This window comes from Bacillus sp. Pc3 (genome assembly GCF_000815145.1).
In the GTDB taxonomy this organism is placed as follows: Bacteria; Bacillota; Bacilli; order Bacillales; family Bacillaceae; genus Bacillus; species Bacillus velezensis.
The window spans coordinates 3868018-3894600 of the sequence record NZ_CP010406.1 but is presented as its reverse complement, the minus strand read 5'-3'; the positions used below and the strand labels follow the sequence as shown (position 1 = coordinate 3894600).

Genomic DNA, 26583 nt, shown 5'->3' with positions numbered 1-26583 from the left:
GCTCTATTTTTCAAATAAATGCAGACAGGCTTCATAGCCCTCTTCCTTCAGCTTGTCTTTCGGAATAAACCGGAGTGCCGCAGAGTTAATGCAATAACGGAGACCGCTTGGCCCCGGACCGTCATTAAATACGTGGCCTAAGTGGGAATCAGCTGTTTTGCTTCTCACTTCCGTCCGGATCATCCCGTGGCTTGTGTCCAGTTTTTCGTCAACCTCTTCTTCCTCAATCGGTTTTGTAAAACTGGGCCAGCCGCAATGAGAATCGAATTTATCCAGAGAAGTAAACAAGGGCTTTCCCGATACGATATCAACATACAGCCCCTCTTCTTTGTGATCCCAGAATTCATTTTGAAACGGCGGCTCCGTTCCGTTATTTTGTGTGACTTCATATTGCATGCGGTTTAATGATTTGATTTTTTCTTCTTTATTAAAAGCCATCTTATCTGTCCCTCCAATGCTCATCCAGAAAGCCTTGACGTCCGGAACCTACACGGTAGCGCCCGTAGTGATCAGGATTTTTCTTATAAAAGTGCTGATGATAGCCTTCCGCTTCATAAAAAGGCTCAGCCTTCAAGATGTCTGTCACGATCGGCTTTTTAAATATGCCGCTTTCTTCAAGCTGTTTTTTTGAGGCTTCAGCGATTTGTTTTTGTTCATCATTATGGTAATATATCGCCGCCCGATATGAACTTCCGCGGTCTGCAAACTGGCCGCCTGCATCAGTCGGGTCGATCTGCTGCCAAAACAGCTCGACAAGCTTTTCATACGGATAAATGTCAGGTTGAAATGTGATTTGAACGGCTTCTCTGTGTCCGGTCGTTTCACTGCACACTTCTTCGTAAGTCGGATTCTCAGTATGACCTCCTGTATAGCCGGACACCACCTTTTCAATCCCGGGCTGTTCGTCAAACGGCTTCACCATGCACCAAAAACAGCCGCCTGCAAATGTGGCGATTTCTTTTTTTTCTGACATACGGGTGCCCTCCTTTGTTCATACGTGGTATTATTATATTATAGCATGTATAAACAGAATAAAAATAATTCTGCTTTCAGGGGAAGCTGAACGAATGCCACGCTGACTACATATTGGAGGTTCATGATTTGAAAGTAAGGACACAAATGATGTATGATATGGAAGCTTTGCTTCGAAAAGTGTTTAAACAAATCAGAAATGAAGTTAATGAAATTCTAGATAAAGAGCTGTCCAGGAACGAATTCACCATTTTGCGGATTCTCAGTGAACAAGGGCCTAAAAAAGTAACGGAATTCGCCCCCATTCTTGAGGTCTCCGCAAGCCATATTACCGCAGTGACCGACGCTTTAGTAGAAAAGGAATGGATCACCCGCATCCGTTCCAAAGAGGACAGGCGAATTATCAGAATCCATATTACGGAAGCCGGGGAGAAAATTGTCGATCATTTCAACCAGAAAAAAACAGAATACTTTTTTAAACGGTTTGACTGCTACTCTGATGAAGAGCTCGCAACGTTAATCAAACTGTTCAGCAAGCTGGACAAAAAACGCTGACACGAAAAAACACAAATCCCTGAAAGGATCTGTGTTTTTTTTATGAAAACTTATTGTTTCGGATGATAATAGGAAAATTCAATTTCATCCGTGTCGAGATTGATTTTATCCGCTTTTACATACATGCCGTTGTCTAAAGGCATTTCCGACAGACGGATCTCGATGCTTTTATCCCCGGAATGAACGTGCACAAATGACGGGAGTTCATAAAAGCTGTCCATATAATTCAGCACAAAGCTGATCGGCAGGCTTAATTCGCCTAAGGAAAACTTCGTCACTTTCAACATCACATCTCCGTTCTCCTGTACGGACGGTTCAAATGTGACGACCGCGTTAATGGAGGTTGAGAATGCTTTGATTTTACCTGCCACGTGCACATCGTTATTGATGTCCACTTTGTAGTCAAGCTGATTCGATGCCTTCTCTTTTAAGTACGCATTCACAAACCTGGCAAGAGATTCTTTCGAGCTCGTGATATGAAAGCCGTACTCACTTTTTGTCTGATCTTGTATTTTCGCCTGCTCTCCCGGCATAACCAATAATGTCACAATTACCGCGGCGGCAATCACATTGAGTGCGAGAAGAACAAAAAACAGCGATTTCCACTTTTTCATCATTTCACCCTATTCTGCTGGTAACCCTTGTTTTTCAATGATGCCGTACAATCGATCGGCGATAAGTGCATACCCTTTTGCGTTCGGATGAAAATCATCATCCTTTGAAATCCGTCTGCTGCCGCTTTTTTGACTGAACAAGTCTTCAACATTCACCGCGGCGGCGTGAGGATCTTTTTCCAGCTCTTTTGCGGCGATCTTGTTCCAATCCGTTACAACCCCATTAATTTCTTTTAATTCAGGCAGCGTAAACGTGAATGGATTATACATGCTGACATACACCAGCTCTGCGTTTTCATTATATTTGCGGATTTTTGAAACGATCGCCTTGAATCGTTTTTCAAAAGGTTTCTCTTCCTTTTGGAACGGCTGAACCGTCAGCTGCATCATATTCTGGCGGAGCACCTTCATTAAGTCATTACCGCCGATGGTAAAAAAGATATAGTCGGCGCTCTTTAATGATTTCTGAACTTTTTTATTATCAAGCTTTTCCAGCAGGTCAGACGTTTTGTCACCCTGCACCGCATAATTTTTAATATCAACCGTTTTCACATGTCCCTTTTTCTTAAGAGACTCCGCTGCCCTGCCGACGTATCCTGAACCGTCAGGATCTCCTACTCCTTCAGTCAATGAATCACCGACCGCAGCTATGACAATATGATCTTTCGTTTTCGGTTCTTCAGTGTCAGAACCGGTGCGCTGGACAGAACAAGCTGATAAAAGCAAAGCCAGTCCGGCGATCAATGAGAACATTCGCAGCTTCAATCTGGTTGCTCCTTCCCCGTCTACTAGTGGAAAGTGTAACATGTTTTTTCAGATTTGAAAATGTCTAATCTGCCAGTTTACTTGAGCTCCTCAGCCGCTCTGACATCTGAGAGGATGTCATCATACGGAACCTTTTGCACGCCGTCATAATCTTTAAGCACCGTCCCGTCAGGTCCGACTAAATAAAAAGAGGTTTTATGTATGACCTGGTCCTCTCCCTCCGGCTTTTTGACGATTGCTTTAAAGCTGTTCAGCGCAAAATCTTCAATGTCCTTTTGGCTGTAACCGGTCAGAAAATCCCAGTTGCGAAGCGAAAGCGGATATTTGGAAGCAAAGGCTTTCAGCTGTTTCGGCGTATCCTTTTCAGGATCTACACTGAACGACACAATCCGCACGTCCAGATTCTCAGCCTTCAGTTTTTTTTGCAGTTCGGTCATGTGGGCCGTCATCGGCGGACAGACCGTATTACAATTTGTAAACATAAAGTCGGCAATCCAGACATGCCCCTTCAAGCTTTTCAGTGACACTGTTTTCCCGTCTTGGTTCTGATATGAAAACGGTTCAATCTGATAGTTCAGCGGGTCTTTTATCGTTTTCCCCCCGCAGGCGCACAAGAGCAGCAAACAAAAGACGGCAGCGAAGATTTTCATTTTTTTCATTTCCATTCCCCCCATGGATAAAACGCTTACAGCATTCATCATAAAAAAATTCCCGCACCCTCCCTTATCAAAAGGAAGGCGCTAAGGAATATGCACCGTTATGCGTTATGTTTTAAAATCTCTTGGTTGAAAACGGCCTCGTAATCTTTCCACTTCATACGGCGCTTGACATATTGTCGGAATGAATACACTGTTCTCACACTTTGTGAAGCAAAAACCTCTCTCAAATAAAGCTCAAGGTGCTGATGAATTTGAAAAAAATAATGTTCACCTTCCGTGACAACCGGTATTTCTGTCACTTTTACCTGAATCCCGTCCTGTCGTTTGAACTCTAGGCTTTTGAGTAACAAGATATCAATCCTTCTTTTTCGATTGTTTTCTTTTTATTATATACAATCTGAGAAAGCGTGTCTGTCATTTTGCGCGGCCGTTCTAAAAAAAGTCAGATTAACAGGTGGAACAGATCCTGATCTTTATTCACCTCTACGTAATGAAATCCTTTTTGATTCATCCGGGCAATGAGCGCGCCGTAATCTTCCCGATGCTTGAGCTCAATGCCGACCAATGCGGGGCCGCTGCTTTTGTTATTTTTTTTCGTGTATTCAAACCGGGTGATGTCCTCATCAGGCCCAAGCACTTCATCTAGGTATTCGCGAAGCGCTCCCGCCCTTTGCGGGAAATTAACGATAAAATAATGCTGCAGCCCCTCGTAAATCATGGAGCGTTCCTTCATCTCCTGCATTCTGCCGATGTCGTTATTCCCTCCGCTGACCATGCAGATGACGTTTTTCCCTTTAATCTCTTCCTTGTACAGATCAAGGGCTGACACGGACAATGCCCCCGCCGGCTCCGCTACGATGGCGCATTGATTATATAATTCGAGAATCGTGCTGCACACTTTTCCTTCCGGGACAAGCACAACGTCATCGACGACGGTTTCGAGCGTTTGAAAGGTTTCCGCGCCGATTTTTTTTACGGCCGCCCCATCGACAAATTTATCAATTTTCTCAAGTTCAACCACTTGTCCGGCTTTTTTCGATTCAAAATAGGAGGCTGCGCCCTTCGGCTCTACCGCTATGATTTTTGTATCCGGCGATATGTTTTTCATGTACGTGCCGAGCCCGGACAGGAGTCCTCCTCCCCCTACGCTTGCAAAAAGAAAATGCGGTTCAACGTCAATGTCATTTAAAATTTCGATGGCAGCCGTTCCCTGTCCGGCCATGACATCGGGATCGTCAAACGGATGAATAAACGTGCGGTTTTCTTTTTCACAGCATTCCGCAGAACTCTTATACGCATCATCGAAAGTGTCACCCGTCAATATGATTTCAACAAATTCTTTTCCGAACAGTTCCACTTGGGATACTTTCTGTCTCGGTGTGGTTGACGGCATAAAAATCTTGCCGTGAATGCCGAGGTGTTTGCATGAAAACGCAACCCCCTGCGCATGGTTTCCCGCACTTGCGCATACAATTCCGTTTTCAGTCTGCTCTTTTGAGAGCTGCCTCATTTTATTATAAGCCCCTCTGAGCTTAAATGATCTGACCACCTGCAGGTCTTCCCTTTTCAAATAGATGTTGCAGCCATACCTCTCAGAAAGTCTGTCATTCCTCTGCAAAGGCGTATGTATCACAACGTCCTTTACATTTTGGTGCGCTTTTAAAATGTCTTTTACCTGGATGAGAGAGTCTTCTTTAAGCAACGGTTTCATTTACAGAGTCCTTTCTTATTTAAATCCCTATTTAATATGCCATTATAACATGAATATTCAAATAATAAGACAATTATTTTAATTTTGTAAATAAAATTAAATGAACCGATACAAGAGAAAAAGATATTTTCGATCGCACAAACGTGTTATACTTAAACCAATTAGAACCAAAAGGAGCCAATTCATGAGTGTAATTGAACAAACTGATCCTTTTTATCAGCTAGCCGGCGAACATCACACCTTTTCAGAAGCGAAACGATTGGCCTCGCAATTTGCTTTATCTGATTTGCCAGTCTTCATAACGGGTGAAGTCGGAACCGGAAAAAAACAAATGGCCAGAGCGATCCACCATAAATCCCGCAGAAACAGCGAACTATTTATTACCGTTCACTGCAGCCAAAGCGAAGAGCGGCTCGAATATGAACTGTTCGGCGCTGAAGGCGCATTAAACAGGGCCCGCCGCGGAACATTATTCTTATATGAAATCGGAGACATGCCGCTCTCGGTACAGGCCCGCCTTCTTTCCGAGCTGGATGCCGGGCTTTCCGCCCGCATCATTGCAAGCAGCACGGCGGATCTTGGTGATACCGACGCAGAAAATACGTTCAGCCAAGATTTATTTTACAGGCTTCACGTGTTATGCCTTCCGCTCCCTGCTTTATCTGAACGAAAAAGCGATATACCGCTTCTTCTGCAGCATATGCTGACAGCCACGGGGCAGCATGTTCATATCGATCCGTCCGTTTATCCGCTGTTTGAGCGGCACACCTTTAACGGCAACATCAGAGAACTTCAAAATGCGGCGTACTATATGGCCGCGGCAGCATCCGGCAGCACGATTTATCCCGATGATGTCCCGCTGTATATCAAAAACAGCCAGAAAGTGAAAACAGCTAAGAAAAAAGAAAAACGGCTGACATTGATGGAGAAAGAAGAGTTTTTGTTTATTTTGGAATCAATTAAAGACTTAAATACAAAAGGCGAACCCGCCAGCAGACGGAGCATATCCGAATTAAGCGAAAACAGCACAATGACATTATCGCCCCAGCAGGTCAGAAACAGGCTTGATTACTTAGAAAAGATGAACTATGTGACAAAAGGCCGAGGACGCGCTGGAACAAAAATTACATTAGAAGGGTTGAGCTTTTTGCAGTCACTGCAAAAACAAATCCTTTAAAAAGGAGGACATTTGATTGTTCACAATAAAAGAAGAAATCGCAAATGCCGTCACACACGGAATCGGTGTATTGCTGTCGATTCCGGCGCTTATTTTTCTCATTATCTTCGCGGTGAAATACGGCTCGCCGACAGACATCGTCAGCTTTTCAATCTTCGGCGCTTCAATGCTGCTGCTGTATCTCAGCTCGACTCTTTTGCACAGCATTCAGCATAAAAAAACGAAAGACATTCTTGAGATTGTGGATCATTCCGCGATATACGTATTAATAGCCGGAACATATACGCCATTTTTATTAGGACCCCTTAAAGGGGCGCTCGGTCTGACCCTTTTAATTATTGTTTGGTCGCTTGCCATCGGAGGCATCGTGTTTAAAATCTTTTTCGTGAAGCGGTTTATCATTTTTTCAACGCTTGTCTATTTAATGATGGGCTGGCTGATCATCGTCGCCATTAAACCGCTGTACGCTTCGCTGTCAGGCCCCGGTTTCGGCCTTCTTCTTTTCGGCGGTTTATTGTATTCCGCCGGCACAATATTTTATATTTGGAGAAAGGTTCCGTATCATCACGCCATTTGGCACAGTTTTGTTTTAGGCGGCAGCGCCTCGATGTTTTTCTGTATTTTATTTTATTGCGTCAAAGTCCCCTTTATCTGAAATAAAAAGCACAGCCTCTCTATAGAGACTGTGCTTTTTTTATGCACGGAGCCGTTTCTGACCGGCCGGAAAATAAGCGGGCTTTATATGTAATTCAATGTCAGCCGGTTTCAGCCGTTTCAGTAATCTGCCCCGCAGCAGCCGGTCTGTTCCCGAAGTGCTGACAGGCACAATCGGGAGGTCGAAACGAAGGGCCAGTTCCTCCGGATTGATTTTGCCGTCTTCGGACAGAATCAGACTTTGCCCTTTTTGCAGACGGACTTCCGCCTCATGAAGCACTGCATCCCGGCTGTCTCCGCCACAAATGACACCCATCAGCCGCAGCCAATTTCCGAGAAACGGCATCCGGAAAGCTTTCTCGCCAGCGATAAAACCAGCCGGCTCTTCAAGATGTCCCGCAAGCAGCAGAAGATCAGCCGGGCGCAATCTGGGAGGCACATACAATACGGGGCCGTCCGGTATCGGCTGATCATGATGAATGCCGATTGCCGATCCCGACACGTCAATGCAGCCTCTCATAAAGGCTTTCGGCCGCTCATACACCAGCCTCATCTGTTTTTGAAAAGAAAGCCGCGGGTCAAGCTCTTTTTGATTGATATATTCCTGAATATTTTTCATGAACATAAATACAACGTACATCACAAGGCAGCCGTAACGAATCAATTCTTGTCCCCCTGCTTAAACTCAATTCTTTTTCTCGTATACAAGGTACTCATAATCGTAAGGGTTTTTTTCATCTTTTACTCCCTGTTTGCGGGATGTCAATTCCCATTCAGCTTCATTAAATTCCGGAAAAAAACGGTCTCCTTCAAAGACATGGTGAATTTTTGTCATGTAGAGTCTGTCCGCATAAGGAAAGAGCGCACTGTACAGCTGGGCGCCGCCGATCACAAAGCATTCTTCATCTGCCGGGATCAGCTTGAGCACTTCCTCAGCCGAGTCGGCGGTAATACAGCCCGGGAATAAAGATTCGTCCCGTGAGGTTACAACGATGTTACGCCGGTTCGGAAGCGGGCGTCCGATTGATTCAAACGTTTTCCGCCCCATTACAATGGTGTGGCCCGTCGTCACTTTTTTGAAATATGCGAGATCATCGGGAAGGTGCCAAGGCAGATCGTTATCTTTTCCGATCAGCCGGTTTTCATCCATCGCAAAAATAAACGAAATCATACGCTGACAGCTCCTTTTATGTGCGGATGCGGGTCATAATCCTCAATGATAAAGTCTTCAAACGTAAAATCAAAAATAGAATCAACATTTCGCGCAAACCGCAGTTTCGGCAGCGGACGGACATCCCTTGTCAGCTGCAAATTCACCTGCTCCACATGGTTTTGGTAAATGTGGACGTCTCCGAATGTATGAACAAACTCACCCGGTTCAAGCCCCGTCACATGCGCGATCATCATTGTTAAAAGCGCATAAGACGCAATATTAAACGGCACGCCGAGAAAGACATCCGCTGAGCGCTGATAAAGCTGACACGACAGTTTTCCGTCCGCGACATAAAACTGAAACAGGCAGTGGCAAGGCGGAAGCGCCATATGATCAATTTCGCCGACATTCCAGGCGCTGACGATTAAACGTCTGGAATTCGGGTTTGTCTTGATGTCATGAATCAGCCGGGAGATTTGATCGATGGTCTCGCCGTCCGCTCCGCGCCATGAACGCCATTGAGAACCGTAAACCGGTCCGAGCTCTCCGTTTTCATCCGCCCATTCGTTCCAGATGCGGACTCCGTTTTCCTGAAGGTAGCGGACATTCGTATCTCCTTTTAAAAACCAAAGCAGCTCATGCGCGATGGATTTAAAATGGAGCTTTTTCGTCGTAAGCATCGGGAAACCTTCCTGAAGGTTAAACCGCATTTGGTAGCCGAACGTGCTGATCGTACCCGTTCCCGTACGGTCTCCTTTTTTTTCTCCGTTTTCTAACACATGACGGCACAAATCTTTATATTGTTTCATTTTTTTCATCCTTTTAAAGTAGTCTTTTAGTAGTGTAACACAATAAAAAATCATTTCTGCAAAATTTCTCAGAAATGATTTTTTTATTTCTTCTCGCTATTACACGCTCATCCAGTCAGGCGGCGTATTGCGGTCCCAGTAAATGCTGCCGAGCTCATGATGTGATTGAAATCCGTCTTCAGCGGTATGGTAATGAAAATTAAACCAGTAGCCGTCTTGCGGAGGATGATCCCGGCGGACGTGGAACCTTAAAAGATCTTCACCCGTCAGCCTGTTATACACATGAAAAATTTTTTCAGTTTTTCCGGCCGACGGTTTGCTGGAAATAACCACATCCTGATACGCTTCATCATCTTGAAACTTGGCTAAATGTCCTGTGATCACATCTTCGATTTTCGGCAGAATTTCACTTCTGTAATCATCTTCAATGACCGGAGAGATTTTGCTGCCGAATTTTAAAAATGATTGATTTTCAGCATCACCGAGAAGCTGCTGCTGATACGATTGAAACAGTAATTCAGGCTCCCGCCCTGCCTTCTCTTCTCCCGGCAGAGCGTGTTCATCATAAAAAGCGGTGTAATCATTCTGCTCAAGACTGCTCGACTGTCCTGAAGGCTTGTCTGTCATCAAAGCAGCCGGAGGAGACACGAGTCCGAACGTTACAATGGTAAACAGAACCACAAGGGTCTTTTTCATCCACAATTTCATGACAGATTGTTCCCCTCTGTTTTATTGTCCTCTTTTCCTTTATTTTAGCATAGATGAAAGCGCGGCGTCATGTCCGGCAGCGTATTATCATGCAATATGGGAAATTGGTAACTGTGACCGAGCGGATAAACCGCTTACAATAAGAAGGAGAAAAAGGAGGGGATGAGATGATTAACGCTTTATTTGCGACTGTATCACTTCTCACGCTGCTTTATTTTGTCGTTATGGAAATCACTGATTAACGAAAAAGAAGCCCAAGATATCATGAGCTCACATGGATGACACCAAAGTGGAAAAGCGCCGTCTTTCTTTTCAGCACCTTGAAGCCGTATCGTTCAAACCGCGGGCTTTTCCAATGGTCTTTAAGCACTACGCATTTTTTCGCCGCCCGGACGGCTTGCGTGATGCACTCTTCGTTAAAACCCTCTTCTGCCAGCGCGCGGAGTGGTGCAATGCCGTCTGACGTTTCAACAGGTTCGTGAAACATCGGGTCAAAATAAATGACATCTACCGATGAATCAGGAAGCTCCCGCAAATAATCGGCGCAGTCGGCATGTTTGACCTGAATGCGTTTCATGGCGGTTTGGAGCTGCTCCATTCCGGTTTCCCACGTTTGAAGTCCTGTTTCAACAAGCAATGAGACAAGCTTGTTTTTCTCCAGGCCGATGACTTGTCCGCTTTTTCCGACTGCCAGGCTTGCCAAAATCGCATCGGATGCCAGCCCGAGCGTACAATCTAAAAAGGAATCCCCTTCGCGTAATCCGGCTGCTTTTAACAACGGCTCGGCTTCCCCTCTCAAAAACCGCTTTGCGCGGAACATCGCTGTATTCGGGTGAAAAAAGAACTTCTCCCCTTGCTTCGTGTAAAGTTCGAACCGTTCCTTTCCGATGACTAAAAGATCGCTAGCCGCTCGTTCCAGCATTTTTTCAATGGGCTGTTTATTGCGGCTGCAGTAAGTGTCACCCAGCCTGACACTGAGTGACTGCGCTGTGTGTATCGTATATTCGCTTGGTCGGTAACTCGTTGTGATCATCTTTTTCTCCAAAAAGAAAATGCCCGGAATTCGGGCATTTCAGCAGTGCGCATCGAAGGCATCCGTCAGATTTTTCATAATTTCCTCCATGTCATGCCCTTCGATTTCGTGACGGGGAATAAAATGAACGACCTCTTTCCCTTTTAACAGCGCCATTGATGGCGAGGAAGGTTCCTGCCCTGTAAAGTATTCACGCATTTTTGCAGTTGCGTCTTTATCTTGACCGGCAAATACGGTAACCGTATGATCAGGCGCTTTTTCATGCTGTAAAACAGCCTGAGTCGCAGCCGGACGGGCAAGACCGGCTGCACAGCCGCACACGGAGTTGACAACGACCAATGTCGTGCCCTCTGCCTGTTCCATAAAGCTTTCTACTTCTTCAGCAGTCGTTAATTCCTGAAAACCCGCACCCGTCAGCTCACGGCGCATCGGCACGACCAGCTGGCGCATATATTCTTCATAAGCCATTGACATAAAAAAGCCCCCTCTAAAATCCTTATATGAAGTCAAGGATACTATAGAGGGGGCCGGAATTCAATTGTTCAGGCCTCTGTTTTATATTTTCATGATTCCGCCCGTATTGGCGCTTGTTACGAGTTTGGAATACCGGGCCAGATATCCTGTTTTTACTTTCGGCTCGAAGCCTTTCCATTCGGCCTTGCGTTTTTCCCATTCTTCTTCAGGCACTTGTACGTCCAAAATCCGTTTTTCTATGTCAACGATGACATGGTCGCCGTTTTCTACGAATGCGAGCGGGCCACCTTCAGCCGCTTCAGGCGATACGTGCCCGATTGAAAGGCCCCGGGACGCTCCTGAAAAACGGCCGTCTGTAATAAGCGCCACTTTCGGGCCAAGCCCCATTCCGACAATCTGAGACGTCGGAGCGAGCATCTCCGGCATGCCCGGGCCGCCCTTTGGCCCTTCATAACGGATAATGACAACATCTCCTTCTTTTACTTTGCGGTTTATAATGCCTTCAAGCGCGGCATCCTGGGAATCAAAGACGACAGCGGGGCCTTCATGTCTTGTAATCCCGTCCTGCACCCCGCCTGTTTTGATAATGGCGCCGTCCGGAGCCAGATTCCCAAACAGGACGGCCAAACCGCCTTTTTCGGTAAACGGATTGTCAAGCGGATGAATCACGTCATAATCCTTTACTTCATGACCCGCAATTGTTTCTCCGAGTGTGCGGCCTGTTACAGTCAGCGCGTCAAGATGAAGCGCCCCTTCTTTTTTCGCCAATTCATTAAGGGCAGCCGACACACCGCCCGCTTCGTGCAGATCTTCAATGAAGACGTCCGAGGCCGGCGCCAATTTCGATAAGTGAGGCACTCGTTCAGCCACTTCGTTAATGCGTTCTAAAGAGTACTCAACCCCAGCTTCATTGGCAAGCGCAAGCGTATGAAGCACTGTGTTGGTTGAGCCGCCGAGAGCCATGTCTAACGCAAACGCGTTGTCAATCGCTTTTTCGGTGACGATATCGCGCGGCTTAATGTCTTTTTTGATGGTCTCCATCAATTGGGCCGCTGATTTTCTCACAAACTCTCTTCTCTCCGGTGAAGTTGCTAGAATTGTTCCGTTGCCCGGAAGCGCCAGACCGAGCGCTTCAGACAGACAGTTCATGGAGTTTGCCGTAAACATGCCCGAACAAGATCCGCACGTCGGGCAGCCGAACTGTTCCAGCTCCTGCAGGTCGCTTTCACCGATTTTCCCGGCTTGATATGCGCCGACGCCTTCAAATACTGAAGAAAGCGAAATTTTGCGGCCGTCGCTTGTGCGGCCGGCTGCCATCGGCCCCCCGCTGACAAAAATGGTCGGAATATTAATCCGCATAGCCGCCATCAGCATTCCCGGCGTAATTTTGTCGCAGTTCGGAATGCAGACCATTCCGTCAAACCAGTGCGCCGAGACGACCGTTTCAACTGAATCGGCAATGATTTCGCGGCTCGGCAGCGAATATCTCATGCCGATATGCCCCATTGCGATTCCGTCATCTACTCCGATCGTGTTAAATTCAAAAGGCACACCGCCCGCTTCCCTGATTGCTTCTTTTACGATTTTTCCAAATTCCTGCAGGTGAACATGCCCGGGAACGATATCGATGTATGAATTACAGACCGCGATAAACGGCTTACCGAAGTCCTCTTCTTTTACGCCGGCAGCGCGAAGAAGGCTGCGGTGCGGCGCTCTGTCAATTCCCTGTGTGATCATGTTGCTGCGTAATTCTGCCATGGTGATCCCCCTACTGTTTTTAGACTGTGCACTATTTTTAAAATTTTCAGTTTATTCTAGGGCGCGTTCTGCAAATTTTACAGTGTCTTTGCCCTGTCTCGCTTTTCTATTCTTTCTGTATTTCGATAAAAACCCTCCAACAATTAATATTGTACTTACTATATAGAGTTTTGAATCATTTTTCAACAATATTCTAAATAATTTTTATAAAAAGTGAATTCAAATAAAAAAGGTGCATGGGCGCACCTTTTTGTTATAACTGTTCTTTTTTTCTGCTTTCAGTCATCTGTTTCCAGACTGAACCTTTCGCCTCTTCTCCGTGCTCAATCCGTTCAATCGCCATTTTGACTTGCAGGCTGACTTCGAATTCCGGATCGTCTTCCGCCGCTTTTAATGCTTCCAGCGCGCTTTCATCGCCGACCTCATATAAAAACATGGCCGCGCGCCAGCGCACGAGCTTGCTTGAGTCACTGAGCGATTTCGTCATGGCCGGGATGGCGCTCGCATCGCCAAGATCCGACAGACAGTCACCCGCCGTCCTTCTGACCGTCACCGTTTTGTCTTCAAGCGCTTTGTATAACAGCGGAAGCACAGACGGCTTTTCGATCATTCCCAAATAAACGACGGCTTGTCTTCGGATCGAAGTCTTCGGATCATACAGCGCCTTTTCCAATACTGGTAAATCGTCTTCATCCGGATCCATTTGCTCAAGATGGGCATAGCGCTGTTTCCAGTCTTCATCATCGAGCATGTCCAAAGTCACTTTATAAGCTTTCCGCTGCACTGCAGGTTTGGCCTCACCCTTTTGCTGTGCGGCTGCTTCTGTCAGGCGTTTGAGCCGCTCATCACTGTAGGCGGCCTGAAGCTCTTCTGTGACATCGTGTCCGATTTCGGTAAAATCCCCGAAGCGCACGCCTTGTTCTTTCCAAGCCCGCTCAAATACAACATTTGAAGCTTCGGAACGCAGCTTTAAGATGGCTTCTTGGAAACGTTCCGGAAGGCCGAAGCGCTCTTCACGTTCGCCGTCCGTCAATTTGACCTGCATCGGGATTCCGCTGAACATTTGTACGAAAACCTTCACTTCACCGAACGATTCCTGTTCAGAACGGCTCTCAGACTGCTCCGTATGTTCCATTCCGAAGGCGGAACGGACCTGAGGCAGAATTTCCTTCCAGTCAAAACGGGCGTTTCTCTCCACAGCCAGGAAATCGGCAACGTGATAAACGCCCTTTACTCCTTCGATGTTTAAAATATCACGTACGACAGCCGGAGCATCACCTGCCTGACCGGGCTTGTAATTGTTGCTTTTCCCTGCCGGAAGCTCTTCAGTCAAAATCACTTTCATCGTGTTCGGACTCGGCGTCGGTTCTATTGATTTAATCTTCATATTGGTCCTCCTATGCGCAATCTGACACTTATTCTAACATAGTCGGCACAAGCGTTCTATTGCGCCGCTTAGCTTTTGCAAATGCCGGCCTCTTTTTGGATACGGGCGGCGAACTGCAAAAGAAATTGATGCCGCTCCTCTGCTAAACCGGCCCCCGCTTTTGTATTCATTAAGCCTTTAAGCTTGATTAATTTATCCTCTATATGGGCCAGCACACTTGTTTGAGTTCCGTACATCGGGTGACCCTTCGCCCCGGCAAACATAAAAGCCCTGCCGATGCCCGCTGCGCCGATCGCATCAAGCATGTCTGCATCCTGAACAACTTTCCCCTCCAATGAAAGCGGCCGCTTTATCAGCAGTTCCCTGTGTCTGAATGACATTCTCGTGATAATATCCGCGATCTCCTGAATGGAGCCATCCGCAATGTTGAAAGCAGCCAGCCGTTCTGTCACTTCGCCTGCCGTCAGCCTTTCGCTTTTTTCGAGCTTGGCGTCAATCAGATCATGAACCAGCGCGGCCGTCTCAGTGATAAATAAGTCGGCGCCTTCTTCTTTTGCAATGTACACAGAAAGTTTTGCGACCCGGGAAATATGAAGCCAGTCATGGCCCGTTCGTTCATTGATAAGCTTTTCTCTGACCCAATTCCTGACGCTTTCCAGCTGCTCTTTTTCGTTCATCGTATCACCTCTTATCGGGCCAAAAGCCTCTGCACCGTATCTTCAAGCTCTTTTGGGTTGACGTTCGGTGAAAAACGCCCGGTGACTTCACCGTTTCGGTCCACGATAAACTTAGTGAAATTCCATTTGACCGCTTTTGTGCCGAGCATCCCCTTCGCCTGTTCCGTCAGATATGTGAAAAGAGGATGAGCGTCTGCTCCATTGACATCAACTTTCGCAAACATCGGGAATGTGACTCCGTAGTTTTTCACACAGAACTCTTGAATTTCCGCTTCGTTTCCAGGTTCTTGGTTCATGAATTGGTTGCAGGGAAATCCCAATATTTCAAGACCTTCCTCCCGATATGTATCATAGAGCTCCTGAAGCTGCTTGAGCTGGGATGTGAACCCGCATTTGCTTGCTGTATTCACAATGATCATCACCTTGCCTCTGTAAGCCGATAGCGTCATGTCTTCGCCTGTTATGGTCCGTACGTTTATATCGTAAATTGTCATCTGCGGCCCTCCTTTTTACATTCTTCATTTATTTTACCTGTTTTACACTGCAAAACAAACGGCAACCGCTTTTTCCTTCCACTTAACGGAAAACGTTTTTTTCGAGGAACCAAACGGCTCTTTACCCGTCATAATAAAGAGCCGCTCCGAATTTATGCCTATTTGCCGCTTTTATCCCCGTCATTATGCGTTAAATGCGGTTTATTACGCCGGGATGGATTGAAAAATGGCTTAAAAATTTCTATAATGAAGAAAATTAACGGGGAATAACGGAGGTGGCATGTTGCCTATTAATATACCAAATCACCTGCCCGCTAAGCAGGTGCTTGAAAGTGAACACATCTTTGTAATGGATGAAAGCCGGGCTTTTCATCAGGATATCCGGCCGCAGAAGATCGTGATTTTAAATCTGATGCCGAAAAAAATCCAAACGGAAACCCAGCTCCTCAGGATGCTTGGGAATTCACCTTTACAAGTTCACTTTACGTTCTTAATTCCGAGCACACATACTCCAAAAAATACGGCAAGGCAGCATCTGGATGAGTTTTATACGGATTTTTCCAGCATTCGCCACAAACGGTTTGACGGAATGATTATTACCGGGGCTCCGATTGAGCACCTGCCGTTTGAAGATGTTTCTTACTGGGAAGAATTGAAGGAAATCATGGAATGGAGCAAAACGAATGTCACTTCAACCCTCCATATCTGCTGGGGCGCTCAAGCCGGTTTATACTATCATTACGGCATTGAGAAAGTGGAGCTGCCGAAAAAAATCTTCGGTGTGTTTGAGCATACCGTTCTTAAAAAACATGAGAGATTGGTAAGAGGATTTGACGAGCTATACTATGTGCCCCACTCACGGCATACAGATATTAATACGGAGCAGCTGCAATCGGCTTCGGATCTGGATGTGCTCAGCGTTTCAGAGGAAGCGGGGGTCTGTTTAATCGTTTCAAAAGACGAAAAACAGATTTTCTTAACGGGTCATCCGGAATATGATACCGATACGCTACTTCAGGAGTATGAGAGAGACATAGAGAGAAATCTTTCAAACGTAGAAGCTCCTAAGCACTATTTTGCGCCCGGCGGGAAAGAACCTGTTAACCGCTGGAAAGCTCATGCAACGTTATTGTTTATGAATTGGCTGAATTATTACGTATATCAGGAAACCCCGTATGAATGGGATTAATTTTTGTTTTGAGTGATACGGTGACAAAAATATGATAAAATACTCTTGATTCAGTATGCGTATAACAAAACTTTAAAATAATGGAACATATCAATTAAATTTAGTTTAAATATGTTGCCGCGCTTATTATAAAATGATGCACTTGTGTTATGTTTATCTATAGACAATAACTCCTTACGATGCATGAAGCTTGCTTGTTGTTGATTACATTGAGGTGAATTTACTTGAATACCAATAAAAAAGTATTAATTTTGACTGCAAATTACGGAAACGGGCATGTTCAAGTGGCCAAAACGCTCTACGAACAGTGTCTGCGTCTCGGCTTAGATGTGACGGTTTCCAATTTGTATCAAGAGTCAAATCCGATTGTTTCAGAGGTTACTCAATACCTTTATTTAAAAAGCTTCTCAATCGGGAAACAGTTTTATCGTTTGTTTTATTACGGAGTTGACAAAATCTATAATAAACGCAAATTCAATATTTATTTTAAAATGGGAAATAAACGTTTAGGCCAGCTCGTCGAAGAGCATAAGCCGGACATTATTATCAATACATTTCCGATGATTGTCGTACCGGAATACAGACGGAGAACCGGAAAAGTGATCCCGACGTTCAACGTTATGACCGATTTCTGCCTTCACAAAATCTGGGTTCATGAAAATGTTGATAAATATTATGTCGCCACAGATTACGTGAAGGAAAAACTGATTGAAATCGGCACTCACCCGAACAACGTAAAGATCACGGGCATTCCCATCAGGCCTCAATTCGAGGAATCGATGCCGAAAGAGCCGATTTATAAAAAATACAATCTCTCTCCCGACAAAAAAGTTCTTCTTATTATGGCGGGAGCGCATGGTGTGCTGAAAAACGTAAAAGAACTGTGCGAAAATCTCGTTCATGACGATCAGGTGCAGGTTGTGGTGGTATGCGGCAAAAACAGCTCGCTGAAAGAATCCCTCAGCAGCTTGGAAGGTGACAATGCCGACCGGCTGAAAGTTCTGGGCTATGTAGAAAGAATTGACGAGCTGTTCCGTATTACAGACTGCATGATCACGAAACCGGGCGGCATCACACTGACGGAAGCAACGGCGATCGGAGTACCCGTTATTTTGTACAAACCGGTTCCCGGACAGGAAAAAGAAAACGCCATTTTCTTTGAAGATCGCGGTGCGGCTGTCGTGGTCAACCGCCACGAAGAAATTTTAGAGTCGGTCACCTCCCTTCTTGCGGATGAGGAGAAGCTGAACCGGATGAAGGACAATATTAAAAGCCTGCACCTCCCTAACTCCTCTGAAGTCATTTTGCAGGACATTATAAAAGAATCTGAAATGATGGCCGGGAAGGCAGATATGGCATTATCGTAAAAGAAAAGCACACGAACGATTCGTGTGCTTTTTGTTTTTTTCCGGTTAAGCTTTGTGACTGGAAAAATAAAGATAAAAAATAGGGAGCGGCTGCTTGACGTCCGCTCCCATATGGTGTATAGTTGAACCATCATTTAACAACGTTTACATACGTACGGTTGGATGATGACAAAATTTTTTTTAGCACGAAGGTGCTACAGTACTAGGAGGAATTAAGCAATATGCAAAACGGTAAAGTAAAATGGTTCAATAACGAAAAAGGATTCGGCTTCATCGAAGTTGAAGGCGGAGACGACGTATTTGTTCACTTCACTGCTATCGAAGGAGAAGGATACAAATCATTAGAAGAAGGACAAGAAGTTTCTTTTGAAATTGTCGAAGGTAATCGTGGACCTCAAGCTTCTAATGTTGTAAAACTCTAAACTCAATACATGTTGATCAGATGACAAATAGAGGAGAGGCGTATGCCTCTCCTATTTGATTGCCGTCTGAATCTCAATTGCGACAAGATTCTGCTTGCAGCGCTGCTCGATTTCTTCAATTTGTTTCTCCATTGACGGCATTCCTTTTTTCGCCATTTTTGCTAAACTTCCCAAATCACCGTATATTTCTTTAAATGTCTGCTGAAGGATTGTTTTTAAATCATTATCATTCACGGCTGGTTTTTCCCTTCTCTCCCAAGATACCCTGAATAATAGTAAATAAGCCCTAATTAATCAGGTTCAATAGTTATATCGGCTTATTTTCTATATTTTTTTCTATTTTCCGTACATATTTCTAAAAAAAAATCTCCAAACTATTTGCGGAGGTGTTTTTTAATGGACTCTGAATTTTTTCCAAACGGACTGACGGATAAACGCCAGCTTGAATTAGCGGTGGAAACGGCCCAGAAAACAACGGGAGCGGCTACCCGGGGCCAAAATTCAACTTTGGTGGAATCTGCTTACCAGGCGATTCAGGATGCCAGAACAATGTCACAATCCAGTGAACTGCAAGCTCTCGACCAGGATTTTCTGCAAAAGCAGCGAATGCTTCTCGACGATTGCCAGCATCAGCTCGATGAATTCGAAAAATAAAACCGCAGAAGCTGCGGTTTTATTTTTTATTGATTTGTCAGCACCTTGCCGTAGGCTTTCAGCTTCTCCCCCACCGTGCATTGCTTGATGCAGAAAGAATGAGCGTGCGTTTTTCCAAACTCTTTGCGGAAATGCTTTTTTACGAAACAGTCTTTGCAATATTCATCCTGAAGCTCTGTCAATTCTTTATAAATGCTTTTTTTATCCAATATCAGTCATCTCCGTTACCTTCTAATGTTATACGGCTTTCAATCTGCCGGTCCGAGAGAATTTTTCTGGCAAGGTCATCCGCTTCTTGATTTTCCTTTCGGTTTACGGCTTCATATGTCGGTGTCAGCTTTAAGGATTCGAGCAGCGCTTCAATTTTATCCAGCCATTCGTTTTGCGTTTCATCATAACACGGCCAGCTGCCGTCAAGCTGATGTAAAACGACGAGGGAATCCCCTCTTATCGTGATTGAATTTCTGCTTGCGCCAAGTTCCTGCACTTCCTTAAGCGCTTCGTACAAAGCGGCATATTCCGCCTCATTGTTCGTCTGAAGCGTTAAGCTTTTGTTTTTTCGTATGCGGTGCCGCTTGCCGCCGAGAGAATAATACACGACAATTCCGAGTCCGGCGCGTCCGCTTGTTTTGTCAAAGCCGCCGTCGAAATACACTGTAATGTCGTCAGGTTCGTGCGCAAGCTCTTCAGTAAGCTTTTCTAATTCTTTAAGCGTCCAGCTCGCGCCTTTTTCATCCTCAAAATAAATGTCTTTTATATAAGGAAAGCGGCTGACTTCTCTTGCAAGCATGCGCGCTTTCGGAACGGTCAGCCAATCTTCGGAAAAAAACGCGACAGGGCCTGTTCCTTTTGCTTCTATTTCGATATACGGCTTAAGATTCATTGAAATCACCTTACCATTCATTAGTTGACGGGCGTGTGCTATAATCAAACCATTCTCAAATTGAAAGGAAGTCAGCAGGTTTTGTTTAACGATGTGTTATGGATCTTATTTGCGGTCATTCATTTTATCATTGTTCTTCTGTTTTATAAAGGATTTGGCAAAACGGGCCTATTCGTATGGATCGGTTTCGCCACGGTGTGCGCCAACTTGCAGGTTGTCAAAACAGTCGAGCTGTTCGGGCTTACGGCGACACTGGGAAATATCATGTACGGCACCGTTTTCTTCGCAACGGATGTGCTGAATGAAAAATACGGTCCCAGGGAAGCGCGCAAAGCCGTCTGGCTCGGGTTTTCCACTCTGCTCGCTTTGACATGCGCCATGCAGGGGGCTCTTTTATATAAACCGGCTGCATCAGATATCGCACAGCCTGCCCTTGAGACGATTTTCGGTTTTCTGCCGCGTGTTGCGCTCGGAAGCCTCTTGGCTTTTATTTTCAGCCAAACGATAGATGTTTATGTATATTCAGCCATTCGGAGAATCTTTCCTTCAGACAGGCTTCTCTGGCTCAGAAACAGCGGAAGCACGGCGCTCAGCCAGCTGCTGGATACATTTATCTTCACTGCCGTGGCCTTTATCGGCGTTTATTCCGCGGGAGTATGGTTCAGCATCTTCATTTCAACTTACCTGATTAAATTTGCGGTATCACTCATTTCTGTCCCTTATGCGTATGCGGCAAAACGAATGACACCGAATGGAGAGTGACGGATGATGCCCGCTGAAATTTATGTAGACGGTGCAAGCGCCGGAAACCCGGGCCCGTCCGGTATCGGTATTTTTATTAAACATGACGGGAAAACAGAATCTTTCTCAATTCCGATCGGCGACCAATCAAATCAGGAAGCTGAATTTCTCGCTTTAATTGAAGGAATGAAGCTGTGTGCCGCCCGCGGATTTGAGTCCGTGTCATTCCGGACGGATTCGGATATCGTGGAGCGGGCCGCAGATCTTGAAGCGGTTAAAAACAAGGCTTTCCAGCCGTTTGTTGACGAAATCATCCGCTTAAAGGCCGAATTTCCATTGTTTTTCATTAAGTGGATTCCCGGCAGACAAAACCAAACAGCCGATCAGCTCGCAAAAAAAGCGATTCGGCTGAATAAATAACCGGAATGAAATTGCGTCTCACTGTTCATCCTACAAATGAGGTGAACAGCTATGAGAAAAGAAAATAAAGGCCGGCTGACCGGGGGCGTGAATCCTCAGGGAAATATGGAAGGAAATGCGCATAAAGACCCGAAATCAGCCCTTGAAAACAACGCAAAAAAAAGCAATACAAAACGCTAGAGGGATCAGCTGATCTCTCTGGCGTTCAGCTTTTCGAGCATCCTTTCAATTCCTTTTATCTGATGACGTCTGAGCATTAATGCCGCCTCTTCCATCTTTAATGAAAAAAGCGCTTCTTCAAGCGTACAGGCTAACGGCACCTCGCAATGTATTTCAGCAAGCTGCCTTGACAGCTCCAATTCTTTCAAGCTTTGCTGAATTTTCGTTTGCTGGCCCTTCGGCAAGAGAGCGAGGCTTTCTAATAACCGGTCTATGTTTTGATATTCACGGATCAGCTTGTACGCCGTTTTTTCCCCGATCCCTTTAACGCCGGGATAGTTATCGCTTGCATCTCCCATCAGCGCCTTAATGTCAATCAGCGCTTTTGGCGGAACTCCCGTTTCTTCTCTGAATATCTCATCTGTATATACCTTATAATTGCCGATACCCTTTTGCAGCAGCGCTACTTGAACTTGATGATTCAGCAATTGAAGCAGATCTTTATCACCCGTTACAATCGTAATTTCCGCTTCCCCGGAAAATAGGGCAGAAAGCGTACCGATACAGTCATCCGCCTCATAGCCTTTTATGCCGATGTTTAAAAAACCGAGCTCTCGCGCTGCTTCTTTCGCTAGATCAAATTGCGGAATCAGCTCTAGCGGCGGTTCGCTTCTGTTGGCCTTATAATCTTGAAACAAATCATTGCGGTACGTTTTGCTTCCCATATCCCAGCAGCAGACGACATGTGTGGGCTGAAACGTATCAACAGCCGTAATAAGATGCTTTAAAAAACCGTTGACGCCGTTTGTGGGAATTCCGTTTTCATTTATCATAAAATTGCGATGAACGGCCGTCGCGAAAAACGAGCGGAACAAAAGCGCCATGCCGTCAACGAGCAGTAATTTATTATTCATATATCGAAACTCCTTTTTATTCAATGTTCCTATTTTACCAAAGAAGGCGGTAAAAAAACAGCATCCCCCCATTTGGAAGATGCTGCCGTCACGTTTACTCACCGTGTCTTTTATTGCTTGCCATCAGCTTTTCAGCTTCACGGCCGGCATAAGAATCAAATTTCTGTCCGAAGCCGTTTTTCTTTTTGGCATTGTTATTCTGCTGAGCATTTCTGTTTCCCAGTTTTGTTCTGCCCATGGTCATATCCCCCTTTAGAGAAGATACGGATAGTATGTACAGCAAGCGCTGATGACACACGCGGCAGGTTCATCCATTACTGTCTGCTGACGAATTCTTTCACCATCTCTTCACTTACGAATTGTCTTTGCGGCACGATGCCCCTTTTCGCCAGCTGGTTCATTTTTGCGGTGATGCCATTGATGGCATCTGTCGTGAACGGTTTATTCTGTCTGCATTTTACAATGGCTTCTTCAATGGCCTGTTCACGCTCATAATCAAGCTGTACAAATGTTTTGACGTGCTGATGCTGTTTTGCGGAATGTGCTGAAATTGCTTTATGGACTTCTGACATAAAAGGTTTCATCTCGCTTTTTTTCATTTTAGTCTACCACGACTGTTATCTGCCCGCCAACCGGATTTTTAAATTTTCAGCATTTCATCTTTCTTTTTCCATGCTTTTTCGGCTTCGTAAAGGTGTTCAATTTCCCTTGCACTCGTATTTTCCGCAAGACCTTGTAAATAAGTGTCCCGCTGCTCGCGGATCTGGGACAGGCTTTTATCCGCCATGTCTCCTTGCAGACGGCGCACCTGCTCAGTATATCGCTCTGAAAGGCTTTCTTTCTCCTGCTCAAGCCACTTTTCTGTCACTTTTTGCAGGCTGAGCCTGAGCCCTTCTACAAACGCTGCTTTTCCGTTCTGTTCAAAAAACTGCTTCGGTGATTTAACTTCCTTTACGTGATGTGAGAATGCCGAGACGTCAATGACCGGAGCGACCTCTTTCAGCTGAACGGCAAATTCGTTTTCACCGCTGACATAAATGGAGAAATCTCCGTCTTCCATAAGCTTCTTCTGACAGTTTTCCATCCATTCCTCAGTCATATGGCGCTCAATAAAACCGGTCATCCGGATATCGAGCGTTTTCAGCTCTTGAATATATTCAAAACGGAATTCCTTGAGCGCCTCATTCAGCGCCGCTGATATATTTCGTTTCCAATCACCGTTTTGAAGACCCGGATGGAAGGCGGTTTTCAACATATCATTCGCATAAAACGTCAGGCGGTGCTTAATGTGATAGAGCTGTTCTTCCGTATCTTTCATCACTTTTCGAATGATGACCTCAGACGTACGGCGCTTTGAAATGTCAGCGAGAGCTTTTTCATAGGAAGACTCCAGACGCTGTTTCTTTTTCTCTTTTTCTTCTGCCGACTGGTGAAGAGATTCGTGAAGCTGTTCCACCATATCGCACAATTTGTCCGCCTCTGTTTTCAGCTGGGCGCAGCTGGCCCTCATTACATCTTCCTCAATAAAGTGCTCAAGTCCGGTTCTTACATCAGAGAACCTGTTATAAAAAGTTGCTTTTTTACCCGCAAGCTCTTCTTTACTTGAGACATGATATAATTTCGGCCGGTTAATTCCCTCTTTTGAGAGTTCTGAGCGAACATAGTCTTTGACGGTTTCCAGCTCGCTTTCGGTTTTGGCCAGATCGGCGGCGTTAATGACAAAAAACATTTTATCCATGCCGAATGATTCTTTGACGAGGCCGAGTTTCTTCAGAAAAGACCTGTCTCCTTTTGAAAAAGAATGCTGATAGTACGTCATATAAAAGAACGCGTCAGCATCCTTTATATATTGAAAGGCAAGTTCCGTATGGCGCTTGTTTATACTGCTTGCTCCTGGCGTATCAACAATGGTGATGCCTTTTTGCGTGAGAGGCGAATCATAATACACGGTGACTTCTTTTACGCAGCAGGCCGTTTTTTCTTCGGCTGCGTACGGTTTTAAATCTTCAACCGGCACCGTCAGTGTCAGCCTTTGACGGATCTGTTCTTCATACGTATCAAACGCCTGCAGCATCGTCTGAATTACCGGGATGAGTTCATCCGGAACTTTTCCCTTTTTAATGGCATAATTCCATCTCTCTTTCAGTGAACGCCCCTTTACATCAGCATCTTTCAGCTCAGTCAGCTGAAGCATTTCAGCATCCAGCTCCTCCTCCGTTTTAAAAACGATCTCCGCAGATTTATGCGGTTTACCGTCTTGCGGTTTCGTTATTTTGTTGATCGTAGCCGTTGTGGGCGTCGGTGATGATGGCAGCACGTATTCACCGACAAGCGCATTTGCAAATGATGATTTACCGGAACTGAATCCGCCGAATAACGCCAAGGTAAACTGGCGGTTTTCAAGCCGCTCAATCCTGCTTCGAAAGGCTTCTGCCTGTTTTCCTAAAATGCTTGAGGATTCAAGAATCCCGGCAAGCTCATAGAACCGATCAGTCTGCTCTTTTATAGGAAGTTCCTTCATTGCATTTTTTTCGGGCTTGCTTACTTCATGCTGTACAGCCTCTTTTGGTTTCTCTTTTTGGACGGGCACTTTCGCAAGGCGTTTTTTTCGCGTATACCAGTCGCCGCTTCCCGTATCACAGGTCAATTCTTCTTCCCACAAAGCACGGACGCGGGCTGCTTTTTCCAAGGCATTGCGTTCTTCTTTTGCCGATTGCGCGAGCTCATCTCTTATTTTCTTTTCTTTTTCGAGCCGGTTTTTCAAGTTCTCAATGAGCGGTCCGTTTTTTGTCTGAACATAAGCGGTCAGCTCCTCAATGAGTTCCGCTGTCTGTCTTTTGGCTTCCCTTCTGATCATTTCAGCGAGGTCTTTCGTATAAGTTAATACGTATTCAGATGAAAAGGCCGCTCCCTGCTTAAGGGCCTGAGCGGTGATATCATCAGAAAGCGGTGTGCGGTACGCCTGGATTTTCTTGATCAGTTCGTCCGAATCCGCTTCATACCGCTTGGCAGCTTTCGTAAATGTGTCGATAATATGCCAATCCGCTTCCCCTTCCGTTCTTTTTTTAATATCGGCAAAAAATTCTGCACGCCTTCTTTCTTTTTCCGAAGCCGTTTTCGCTTTTGAAAAGAATAATCCGGTTTTAAATGAGGGCTGCTGTGATTCAATATAAGCAGATGCAAGCTCCCTCATCTCAAAGGGTGTCAGATTAGCGTTTTGCAGTATGTTCTGCACGTCTTTTCTGATGTCTTTCTCTGCTGTTTCAGCCTGTTGAACGGCTTGTTTAAGCTCATCTTCAACAGAACGGACAAGTGCTTCTTGTTTGTCAAACTGCTCTCCGCTGCTGTTTTTATCTTCTTTTACGAGCATCTCTGTATGCTCTGTGACTAAGTGTGCGACATTTCTCTCCGTTAAGGACCATAAATTTGTTTTTGCCTGCTGTTTCAGCTTCTGCAGATGTTTTTTCAGCTGTTCCATGCCGTTTAAAGGATGGTCAGGCTCAGTGACAGACGTAAAGAAAAGCGATTCTTTCGGTATTCCCGCGCCTTCAAGCATGTCTTCCACCTGCCTGCGGTACTCTTCAAACTTCGTTTCAGTTTCATCATGTCTGTCAATTTGGTTGACGATCAGAAACAAATTCGGAATACGGTCTTTGATGGAGCTGAGAAACAGCATATTTTCTTCTGAATGGACGTGATTATAATGAACGACGTAAAATAAAGCGTCAGCCTGATGGAGAACTGAAGCGGCAGATAAAAAATGCGCTTCGTCCGTCGAATCAATTCCCGGTGTGTCAATGTAGGCCGCATAAGGCTCTGACTCCTTAAAGCCGGCATAGACTTCCACCGTTTCAATTTGCTCACCGTCTTTACAGAATTGCTGCACTTGTTCTTTATCGTAACTTCCTTTGATCTCTGCATAAGCCCCGTCCGTCGTATGAAGCACGACTTTATCTTCACCGTGCCGGATGACAACGAGGTTGGCGCTTGTGGGAATCGGGCTTGTCGGCAGTATGTCTTCACCGAGCAATGTGTTTAATAAAGAGGACTTTCCGGCCGAATAATGCCCGGTAAACGCGATATAAACCTCTTCATCAGCCGCTTTTTTCATAATGGCCGCGAGCTGATCGGCCCGTTTTTCATCCTGATGATCCAAAAATTGTGCGTATAAGGCACCCGTTCTGCTGAAAATCTCCCTGTTATGGCGTTCTTCTTCTGTCATGTGTCTTTACCC

34 protein-coding genes and 1 pseudogene are annotated in these 26583 nt (G+C 45.4%); 11 read left to right on the top strand and 24 right to left on the bottom strand.

What is annotated here, in order from left to right:
- Positions 1-3 precede the first annotated feature (3 nt).
- A complete protein-coding gene (msrB, locus tag SB24_RS18775) occupies positions 4-438 on the bottom strand; it encodes a peptide-methionine (R)-S-oxide reductase MsrB (protein WP_007409536.1) in 435 nt (144 codons plus the stop codon).
- A gap of 1 nt (position 439) precedes the next feature.
- Positions 440-973, bottom strand: a complete 534-nt coding sequence (gene msrA, locus SB24_RS18770; protein ID WP_003153641.1) for a peptide-methionine (S)-S-oxide reductase MsrA — start codon at positions 971-973, stop codon at positions 440-442.
- Between the two features lie 128 nt (positions 974-1101).
- On the opposite strand from msrA, the gene SB24_RS18765 reads away from it, so the two are divergent.
- Positions 1102-1527 carry a MarR family transcriptional regulator gene (locus SB24_RS18765; RefSeq protein ID WP_003153639.1) on the top strand — a complete coding sequence of 142 codons (426 nt, stop codon included), beginning with the start codon at positions 1102-1104 and terminating at the stop codon, positions 1525-1527.
- A 50-nt stretch (positions 1528-1577) separates the two neighbouring features.
- On the opposite strand, the gene SB24_RS18760 is transcribed toward SB24_RS18765, so the two are convergent.
- The 5 genes from SB24_RS18760 to ilvA all read right to left on the bottom strand — a co-directional run bounded on the left by SB24_RS18760 (position 1578) and on the right by ilvA (position 5276).
- Positions 1578-2141, bottom strand: a complete 564-nt coding sequence (locus SB24_RS18760; protein ID WP_007409535.1) for a YpmS family protein — start codon at positions 2139-2141, stop codon at positions 1578-1580.
- A 9-nt stretch (positions 2142-2150) separates the two neighbouring features.
- Positions 2151-2906 (bottom strand): SGNH/GDSL hydrolase family protein, encoded by a 756-nt coding sequence (locus SB24_RS18755; RefSeq protein WP_007409534.1) that lies wholly within the window; start codon positions 2904-2906, stop codon positions 2151-2153.
- Between the two features lie 77 nt (positions 2907-2983).
- Positions 2984-3565 (bottom strand): SCO family protein, encoded by a 582-nt coding sequence (locus SB24_RS18750; RefSeq protein ID WP_023842866.1) that lies wholly within the window; start codon positions 3563-3565, stop codon positions 2984-2986.
- A 98-nt stretch (positions 3566-3663) separates the two neighbouring features.
- On the bottom strand, positions 3664-3915 hold the full coding sequence (locus SB24_RS18745) for a DUF2535 family protein (RefSeq protein WP_007409532.1): 252 nt from the start codon (positions 3913-3915) through the stop codon (positions 3664-3666).
- A 92-nt stretch (positions 3916-4007) separates the two neighbouring features.
- Entirely contained in the window at positions 4008-5276 is a 1269-nt protein-coding gene (gene ilvA, locus SB24_RS18740; protein ID WP_032866271.1) for a threonine ammonia-lyase IlvA, read from the bottom strand.
- A 184-nt stretch (positions 5277-5460) separates the two neighbouring features.
- Between ilvA and SB24_RS18735 the strand changes: the two genes are divergently transcribed.
- Positions 5461-6453, top strand: coding sequence for a sigma-54-dependent transcriptional regulator (locus tag SB24_RS18735; protein WP_039254787.1), 993 nt, complete (start codon positions 5461-5463; stop codon positions 6451-6453).
- A gap of 16 nt (positions 6454-6469) precedes the next feature.
- On the top strand, positions 6470-7108 hold the full coding sequence (gene trhA, locus SB24_RS18730) for a PAQR family membrane homeostasis protein TrhA (RefSeq protein ID WP_007409529.1): 639 nt from the start codon (positions 6470-6472) through the stop codon (positions 7106-7108).
- Positions 7109-7147: 39 nt separating this feature from the next.
- Here the strand turns inward: trhA and SB24_RS18725 are convergent, their stop codons facing one another.
- From SB24_RS18725 to SB24_RS18680, 10 genes are all read right to left on the bottom strand, one after another.
- Complete coding sequence (locus SB24_RS18725; RefSeq protein ID WP_039254784.1) at positions 7148-7771, bottom strand: lysophospholipid acyltransferase family protein; 624 nt, start codon at positions 7769-7771, stop codon at positions 7148-7150.
- Between the two features lie 21 nt (positions 7772-7792).
- Positions 7793-8278, bottom strand: coding sequence for a dihydrofolate reductase (locus SB24_RS18720; protein ID WP_007409527.1), 486 nt, complete (start codon positions 8276-8278; stop codon positions 7793-7795).
- A complete protein-coding gene (locus SB24_RS18715; protein WP_003153622.1) occupies positions 8275-9069 on the bottom strand; it encodes a thymidylate synthase in 795 nt (264 codons plus the stop codon). The genes SB24_RS18720 and SB24_RS18715 overlap by 4 nt, the downstream gene beginning before the upstream one ends.
- Positions 9070-9168: 99 nt before the next feature.
- The gene (locus tag SB24_RS18710; RefSeq protein WP_007409526.1) at positions 9169-9777 is read right to left on the bottom strand and encodes a YpjP family protein; all 609 of its coding nucleotides are present in this window, start codon (positions 9775-9777) and stop codon (positions 9169-9171) included.
- 262 nt (positions 9778-10039) lie between these two features.
- Positions 10040-10810 (bottom strand): class I SAM-dependent methyltransferase, encoded by a 771-nt coding sequence (locus tag SB24_RS18705; protein WP_007409525.1) that lies wholly within the window; start codon positions 10808-10810, stop codon positions 10040-10042.
- 39 nt (positions 10811-10849) lie between these two features.
- A complete protein-coding gene (locus SB24_RS18700) occupies positions 10850-11284 on the bottom strand; it encodes a BrxA/BrxB family bacilliredoxin (RefSeq protein ID WP_003153619.1) in 435 nt (144 codons plus the stop codon).
- Between the two features lie 81 nt (positions 11285-11365).
- A complete protein-coding gene (gene ilvD / locus SB24_RS18695) occupies positions 11366-13042 on the bottom strand; it encodes a dihydroxy-acid dehydratase (protein ID WP_007409524.1) in 1677 nt (558 codons plus the stop codon).
- A gap of 253 nt (positions 13043-13295) precedes the next feature.
- Positions 13296-14429, bottom strand: a complete 1134-nt coding sequence (locus SB24_RS18690) for a conserved virulence factor C family protein (protein ID WP_032866274.1) — start codon at positions 14427-14429, stop codon at positions 13296-13298.
- A gap of 68 nt (positions 14430-14497) precedes the next feature.
- Positions 14498-15106: an HD domain-containing protein gene (locus tag SB24_RS18685; protein WP_007409522.1), complete on the bottom strand. Its 609-nt coding sequence runs from the start codon at positions 15104-15106 to the stop codon at positions 14498-14500.
- An 11-nt stretch (positions 15107-15117) separates the two neighbouring features.
- Positions 15118-15600 (bottom strand): glutathione peroxidase, encoded by a 483-nt coding sequence (locus SB24_RS18680; protein WP_007409521.1) that lies wholly within the window; start codon positions 15598-15600, stop codon positions 15118-15120.
- Positions 15601-15883: 283 nt separating this feature from the next.
- Between SB24_RS18680 and metA the strand changes: the two genes are divergently transcribed.
- The 4 genes and pseudogenes from metA to cspD all read left to right on the top strand — a co-directional run bounded on the left by metA (position 15884) and on the right by cspD (position 18578).
- A complete protein-coding gene (metA, locus tag SB24_RS18675) occupies positions 15884-16789 on the top strand; it encodes a homoserine O-acetyltransferase MetA (protein ID WP_003153608.1) in 906 nt (301 codons plus the stop codon).
- Positions 16790-17013: 224 nt separating this feature from the next.
- Positions 17014-18156, top strand: coding sequence for a diglucosyl diacylglycerol synthase (locus tag SB24_RS18670; protein WP_007409520.1), 1143 nt, complete (start codon positions 17014-17016; stop codon positions 18154-18156).
- A 94-nt stretch (positions 18157-18250) separates the two neighbouring features.
- Positions 18251-18362: pseudogene (locus SB24_RS20085) on the top strand (hypothetical protein); the annotation flags it as partial.
- Positions 18363-18377: 15 nt separating this feature from the next.
- Positions 18378-18578: a cold-shock protein CspD gene (gene cspD, locus SB24_RS18665; RefSeq protein WP_003153604.1), complete on the top strand. Its 201-nt coding sequence runs from the start codon at positions 18378-18380 to the stop codon at positions 18576-18578.
- A 51-nt stretch (positions 18579-18629) separates the two neighbouring features.
- On the opposite strand, the gene SB24_RS18660 is transcribed toward cspD, so the two are convergent.
- Positions 18630-18812: a hypothetical protein gene (locus SB24_RS18660; RefSeq protein ID WP_020955965.1), complete on the bottom strand. Its 183-nt coding sequence runs from the start codon at positions 18810-18812 to the stop codon at positions 18630-18632.
- A gap of 162 nt (positions 18813-18974) precedes the next feature.
- Here SB24_RS18660 and SB24_RS18655 point away from each other — a divergent pair, with 162 nt between their 5' ends.
- Complete coding sequence (locus SB24_RS18655) at positions 18975-19232, top strand: DUF2564 family protein (RefSeq protein WP_007409519.1); 258 nt, start codon at positions 18975-18977, stop codon at positions 19230-19232.
- Positions 19233-19258: 26 nt separating this feature from the next.
- On the opposite strand, the gene SB24_RS18650 is transcribed toward SB24_RS18655, so the two are convergent.
- Positions 19259-19441, bottom strand: a complete 183-nt coding sequence (locus tag SB24_RS18650) for a zinc-finger domain-containing protein (protein ID WP_033574700.1) — start codon at positions 19439-19441, stop codon at positions 19259-19261.
- Positions 19442-19443: 2 nt separating this feature from the next.
- A complete protein-coding gene (locus tag SB24_RS18645; protein ID WP_014418166.1) occupies positions 19444-20115 on the bottom strand; it encodes a ribonuclease H family protein in 672 nt (223 codons plus the stop codon).
- Between the two features lie 81 nt (positions 20116-20196).
- Here SB24_RS18645 and SB24_RS18640 point away from each other — a divergent pair, with 81 nt between their 5' ends.
- Genes SB24_RS18640 through sspL form a run of 3 tightly spaced genes read left to right on the top strand, consistent with a single transcriptional unit; the run spans position 20197 to position 21456 of the window.
- A complete protein-coding gene (locus SB24_RS18640; RefSeq protein WP_012117815.1) occupies positions 20197-20877 on the top strand; it encodes a queuosine precursor transporter in 681 nt (226 codons plus the stop codon).
- A 6-nt stretch (positions 20878-20883) separates the two neighbouring features.
- Complete coding sequence (locus SB24_RS18635; protein ID WP_039255083.1) at positions 20884-21276, top strand: reverse transcriptase-like protein; 393 nt, start codon at positions 20884-20886, stop codon at positions 21274-21276.
- Positions 21277-21327: 51 nt separating this feature from the next.
- Positions 21328-21456, top strand: coding sequence for a small, acid-soluble spore protein L (gene sspL, locus SB24_RS18630; protein ID WP_003153575.1), 129 nt, complete (start codon positions 21328-21330; stop codon positions 21454-21456).
- A gap of 5 nt (positions 21457-21461) precedes the next feature.
- Here sspL and SB24_RS18625 read toward each other — a convergent pair whose 3' ends face one another.
- From SB24_RS18625 to SB24_RS18615, 4 genes are all read right to left on the bottom strand, one after another.
- Positions 21462-22349, bottom strand: coding sequence for a 5'-3' exonuclease (locus SB24_RS18625; protein ID WP_032866275.1), 888 nt, complete (start codon positions 22347-22349; stop codon positions 21462-21464).
- Between the two features lie 94 nt (positions 22350-22443).
- Positions 22444-22587, bottom strand: a complete 144-nt coding sequence (locus tag SB24_RS20080) for a hypothetical protein (RefSeq protein ID WP_003153570.1) — start codon at positions 22585-22587, stop codon at positions 22444-22446.
- A gap of 76 nt (positions 22588-22663) precedes the next feature.
- A complete protein-coding gene (locus SB24_RS18620; protein ID WP_032866470.1) occupies positions 22664-22921 on the bottom strand; it encodes a YpbS family protein in 258 nt (85 codons plus the stop codon).
- A 68-nt stretch (positions 22922-22989) separates the two neighbouring features.
- Positions 22990-26571 carry a dynamin GTPase gene (locus SB24_RS18615; RefSeq protein WP_039254767.1) on the bottom strand — a complete coding sequence of 1194 codons (3582 nt, stop codon included), beginning with the start codon at positions 26569-26571 and terminating at the stop codon, positions 22990-22992.
- Positions 26572-26583 lie beyond the last annotated feature (12 nt).

Coding starts and splice junctions, on each gene's coding strand:
- SB24_RS18655 (WP_007409519.1), top strand. CDS start 18,975: ATGGACTCTGAATTTTTTCCAAACGGACTGACGGATAAACGCCAGCTT.
- SB24_RS18760 (WP_007409535.1), bottom strand. CDS start 2,141: ATGAAAAAGTGGAAATCGCTGTTTTTTGTTCTTCTCGCACTCAATGTG.
- SB24_RS18685 (WP_007409522.1), bottom strand. CDS start 15,106: ATGAACGAAAAAGAGCAGCTGGAAAGCGTCAGGAATTGGGTCAGAGAA.
- SB24_RS18680 (WP_007409521.1), bottom strand. CDS start 15,600: ATGACAATTTACGATATAAACGTACGGACCATAACAGGCGAAGACATG.
- SB24_RS18715 (WP_003153622.1), bottom strand. CDS start 9,069: ATGAAACAATATAAAGATTTGTGCCGTCATGTGTTAGAAAACGGAGAA.
- SB24_RS18700 (WP_003153619.1), bottom strand. CDS start 11,284: ATGTCAATGGCTTATGAAGAATATATGCGCCAGCTGGTCGTGCCGATG.
- SB24_RS18645 (WP_014418166.1), bottom strand. CDS start 20,115: ATGAATCTTAAGCCGTATATCGAAATAGAAGCAAAAGGAACAGGCCCT.
- sspL (WP_003153575.1), top strand. CDS start 21,328: ATGAGAAAAGAAAATAAAGGCCGGCTGACCGGGGGCGTGAATCCTCAG.
- SB24_RS18635 (WP_039255083.1), top strand. CDS start 20,884: ATGCCCGCTGAAATTTATGTAGACGGTGCAAGCGCCGGAAACCCGGGC.
- SB24_RS18620 (WP_032866470.1), bottom strand. CDS start 22,921: ATGTCAGAAGTCCATAAAGCAATTTCAGCACATTCCGCAAAACAGCAT.
- SB24_RS18690 (WP_032866274.1), bottom strand. CDS start 14,429: ATGAAGATTAAATCAATAGAACCGACGCCGAGTCCGAACACGATGAAA.
- SB24_RS18705 (WP_007409525.1), bottom strand. CDS start 10,810: ATGATCACAACGAGTTACCGACCAAGCGAATATACGATACACACAGCG.
- SB24_RS18710 (WP_007409526.1), bottom strand. CDS start 9,777: ATGAAATTGTGGATGAAAAAGACCCTTGTGGTTCTGTTTACCATTGTA.
- cspD (WP_003153604.1), top strand. CDS start 18,378: ATGCAAAACGGTAAAGTAAAATGGTTCAATAACGAAAAAGGATTCGGC.
- msrA (WP_003153641.1), bottom strand. CDS start 973: ATGTCAGAAAAAAAAGAAATCGCCACATTTGCAGGCGGCTGTTTTTGG.
- msrB (WP_007409536.1), bottom strand. CDS start 438: ATGGCTTTTAATAAAGAAGAAAAAATCAAATCATTAAACCGCATGCAA.
- SB24_RS20080 (WP_003153570.1), bottom strand. CDS start 22,587: ATGGGCAGAACAAAACTGGGAAACAGAAATGCTCAGCAGAATAACAAT.
- ilvD (WP_007409524.1), bottom strand. CDS start 13,042: ATGGCAGAATTACGCAGCAACATGATCACACAGGGAATTGACAGAGCG.
- ilvA (WP_032866271.1), bottom strand. CDS start 5,276: ATGAAACCGTTGCTTAAAGAAGACTCTCTCATCCAGGTAAAAGACATT.
- SB24_RS18615 (WP_039254767.1), bottom strand. CDS start 26,571: ATGACAGAAGAAGAACGCCATAACAGGGAGATTTTCAGCAGAACGGGT.
- SB24_RS18735 (WP_039254787.1), top strand. CDS start 5,461: ATGAGTGTAATTGAACAAACTGATCCTTTTTATCAGCTAGCCGGCGAA.
- SB24_RS18720 (WP_007409527.1), bottom strand. CDS start 8,278: ATGATTTCGTTTATTTTTGCGATGGATGAAAACCGGCTGATCGGAAAA.
- SB24_RS18625 (WP_032866275.1), bottom strand. CDS start 22,349: ATGAATAATAAATTACTGCTCGTTGACGGCATGGCGCTTTTGTTCCGC.
- SB24_RS18750 (WP_023842866.1), bottom strand. CDS start 3,565: ATGAAAAAAATGAAAATCTTCGCTGCCGTCTTTTGTTTGCTGCTCTTG.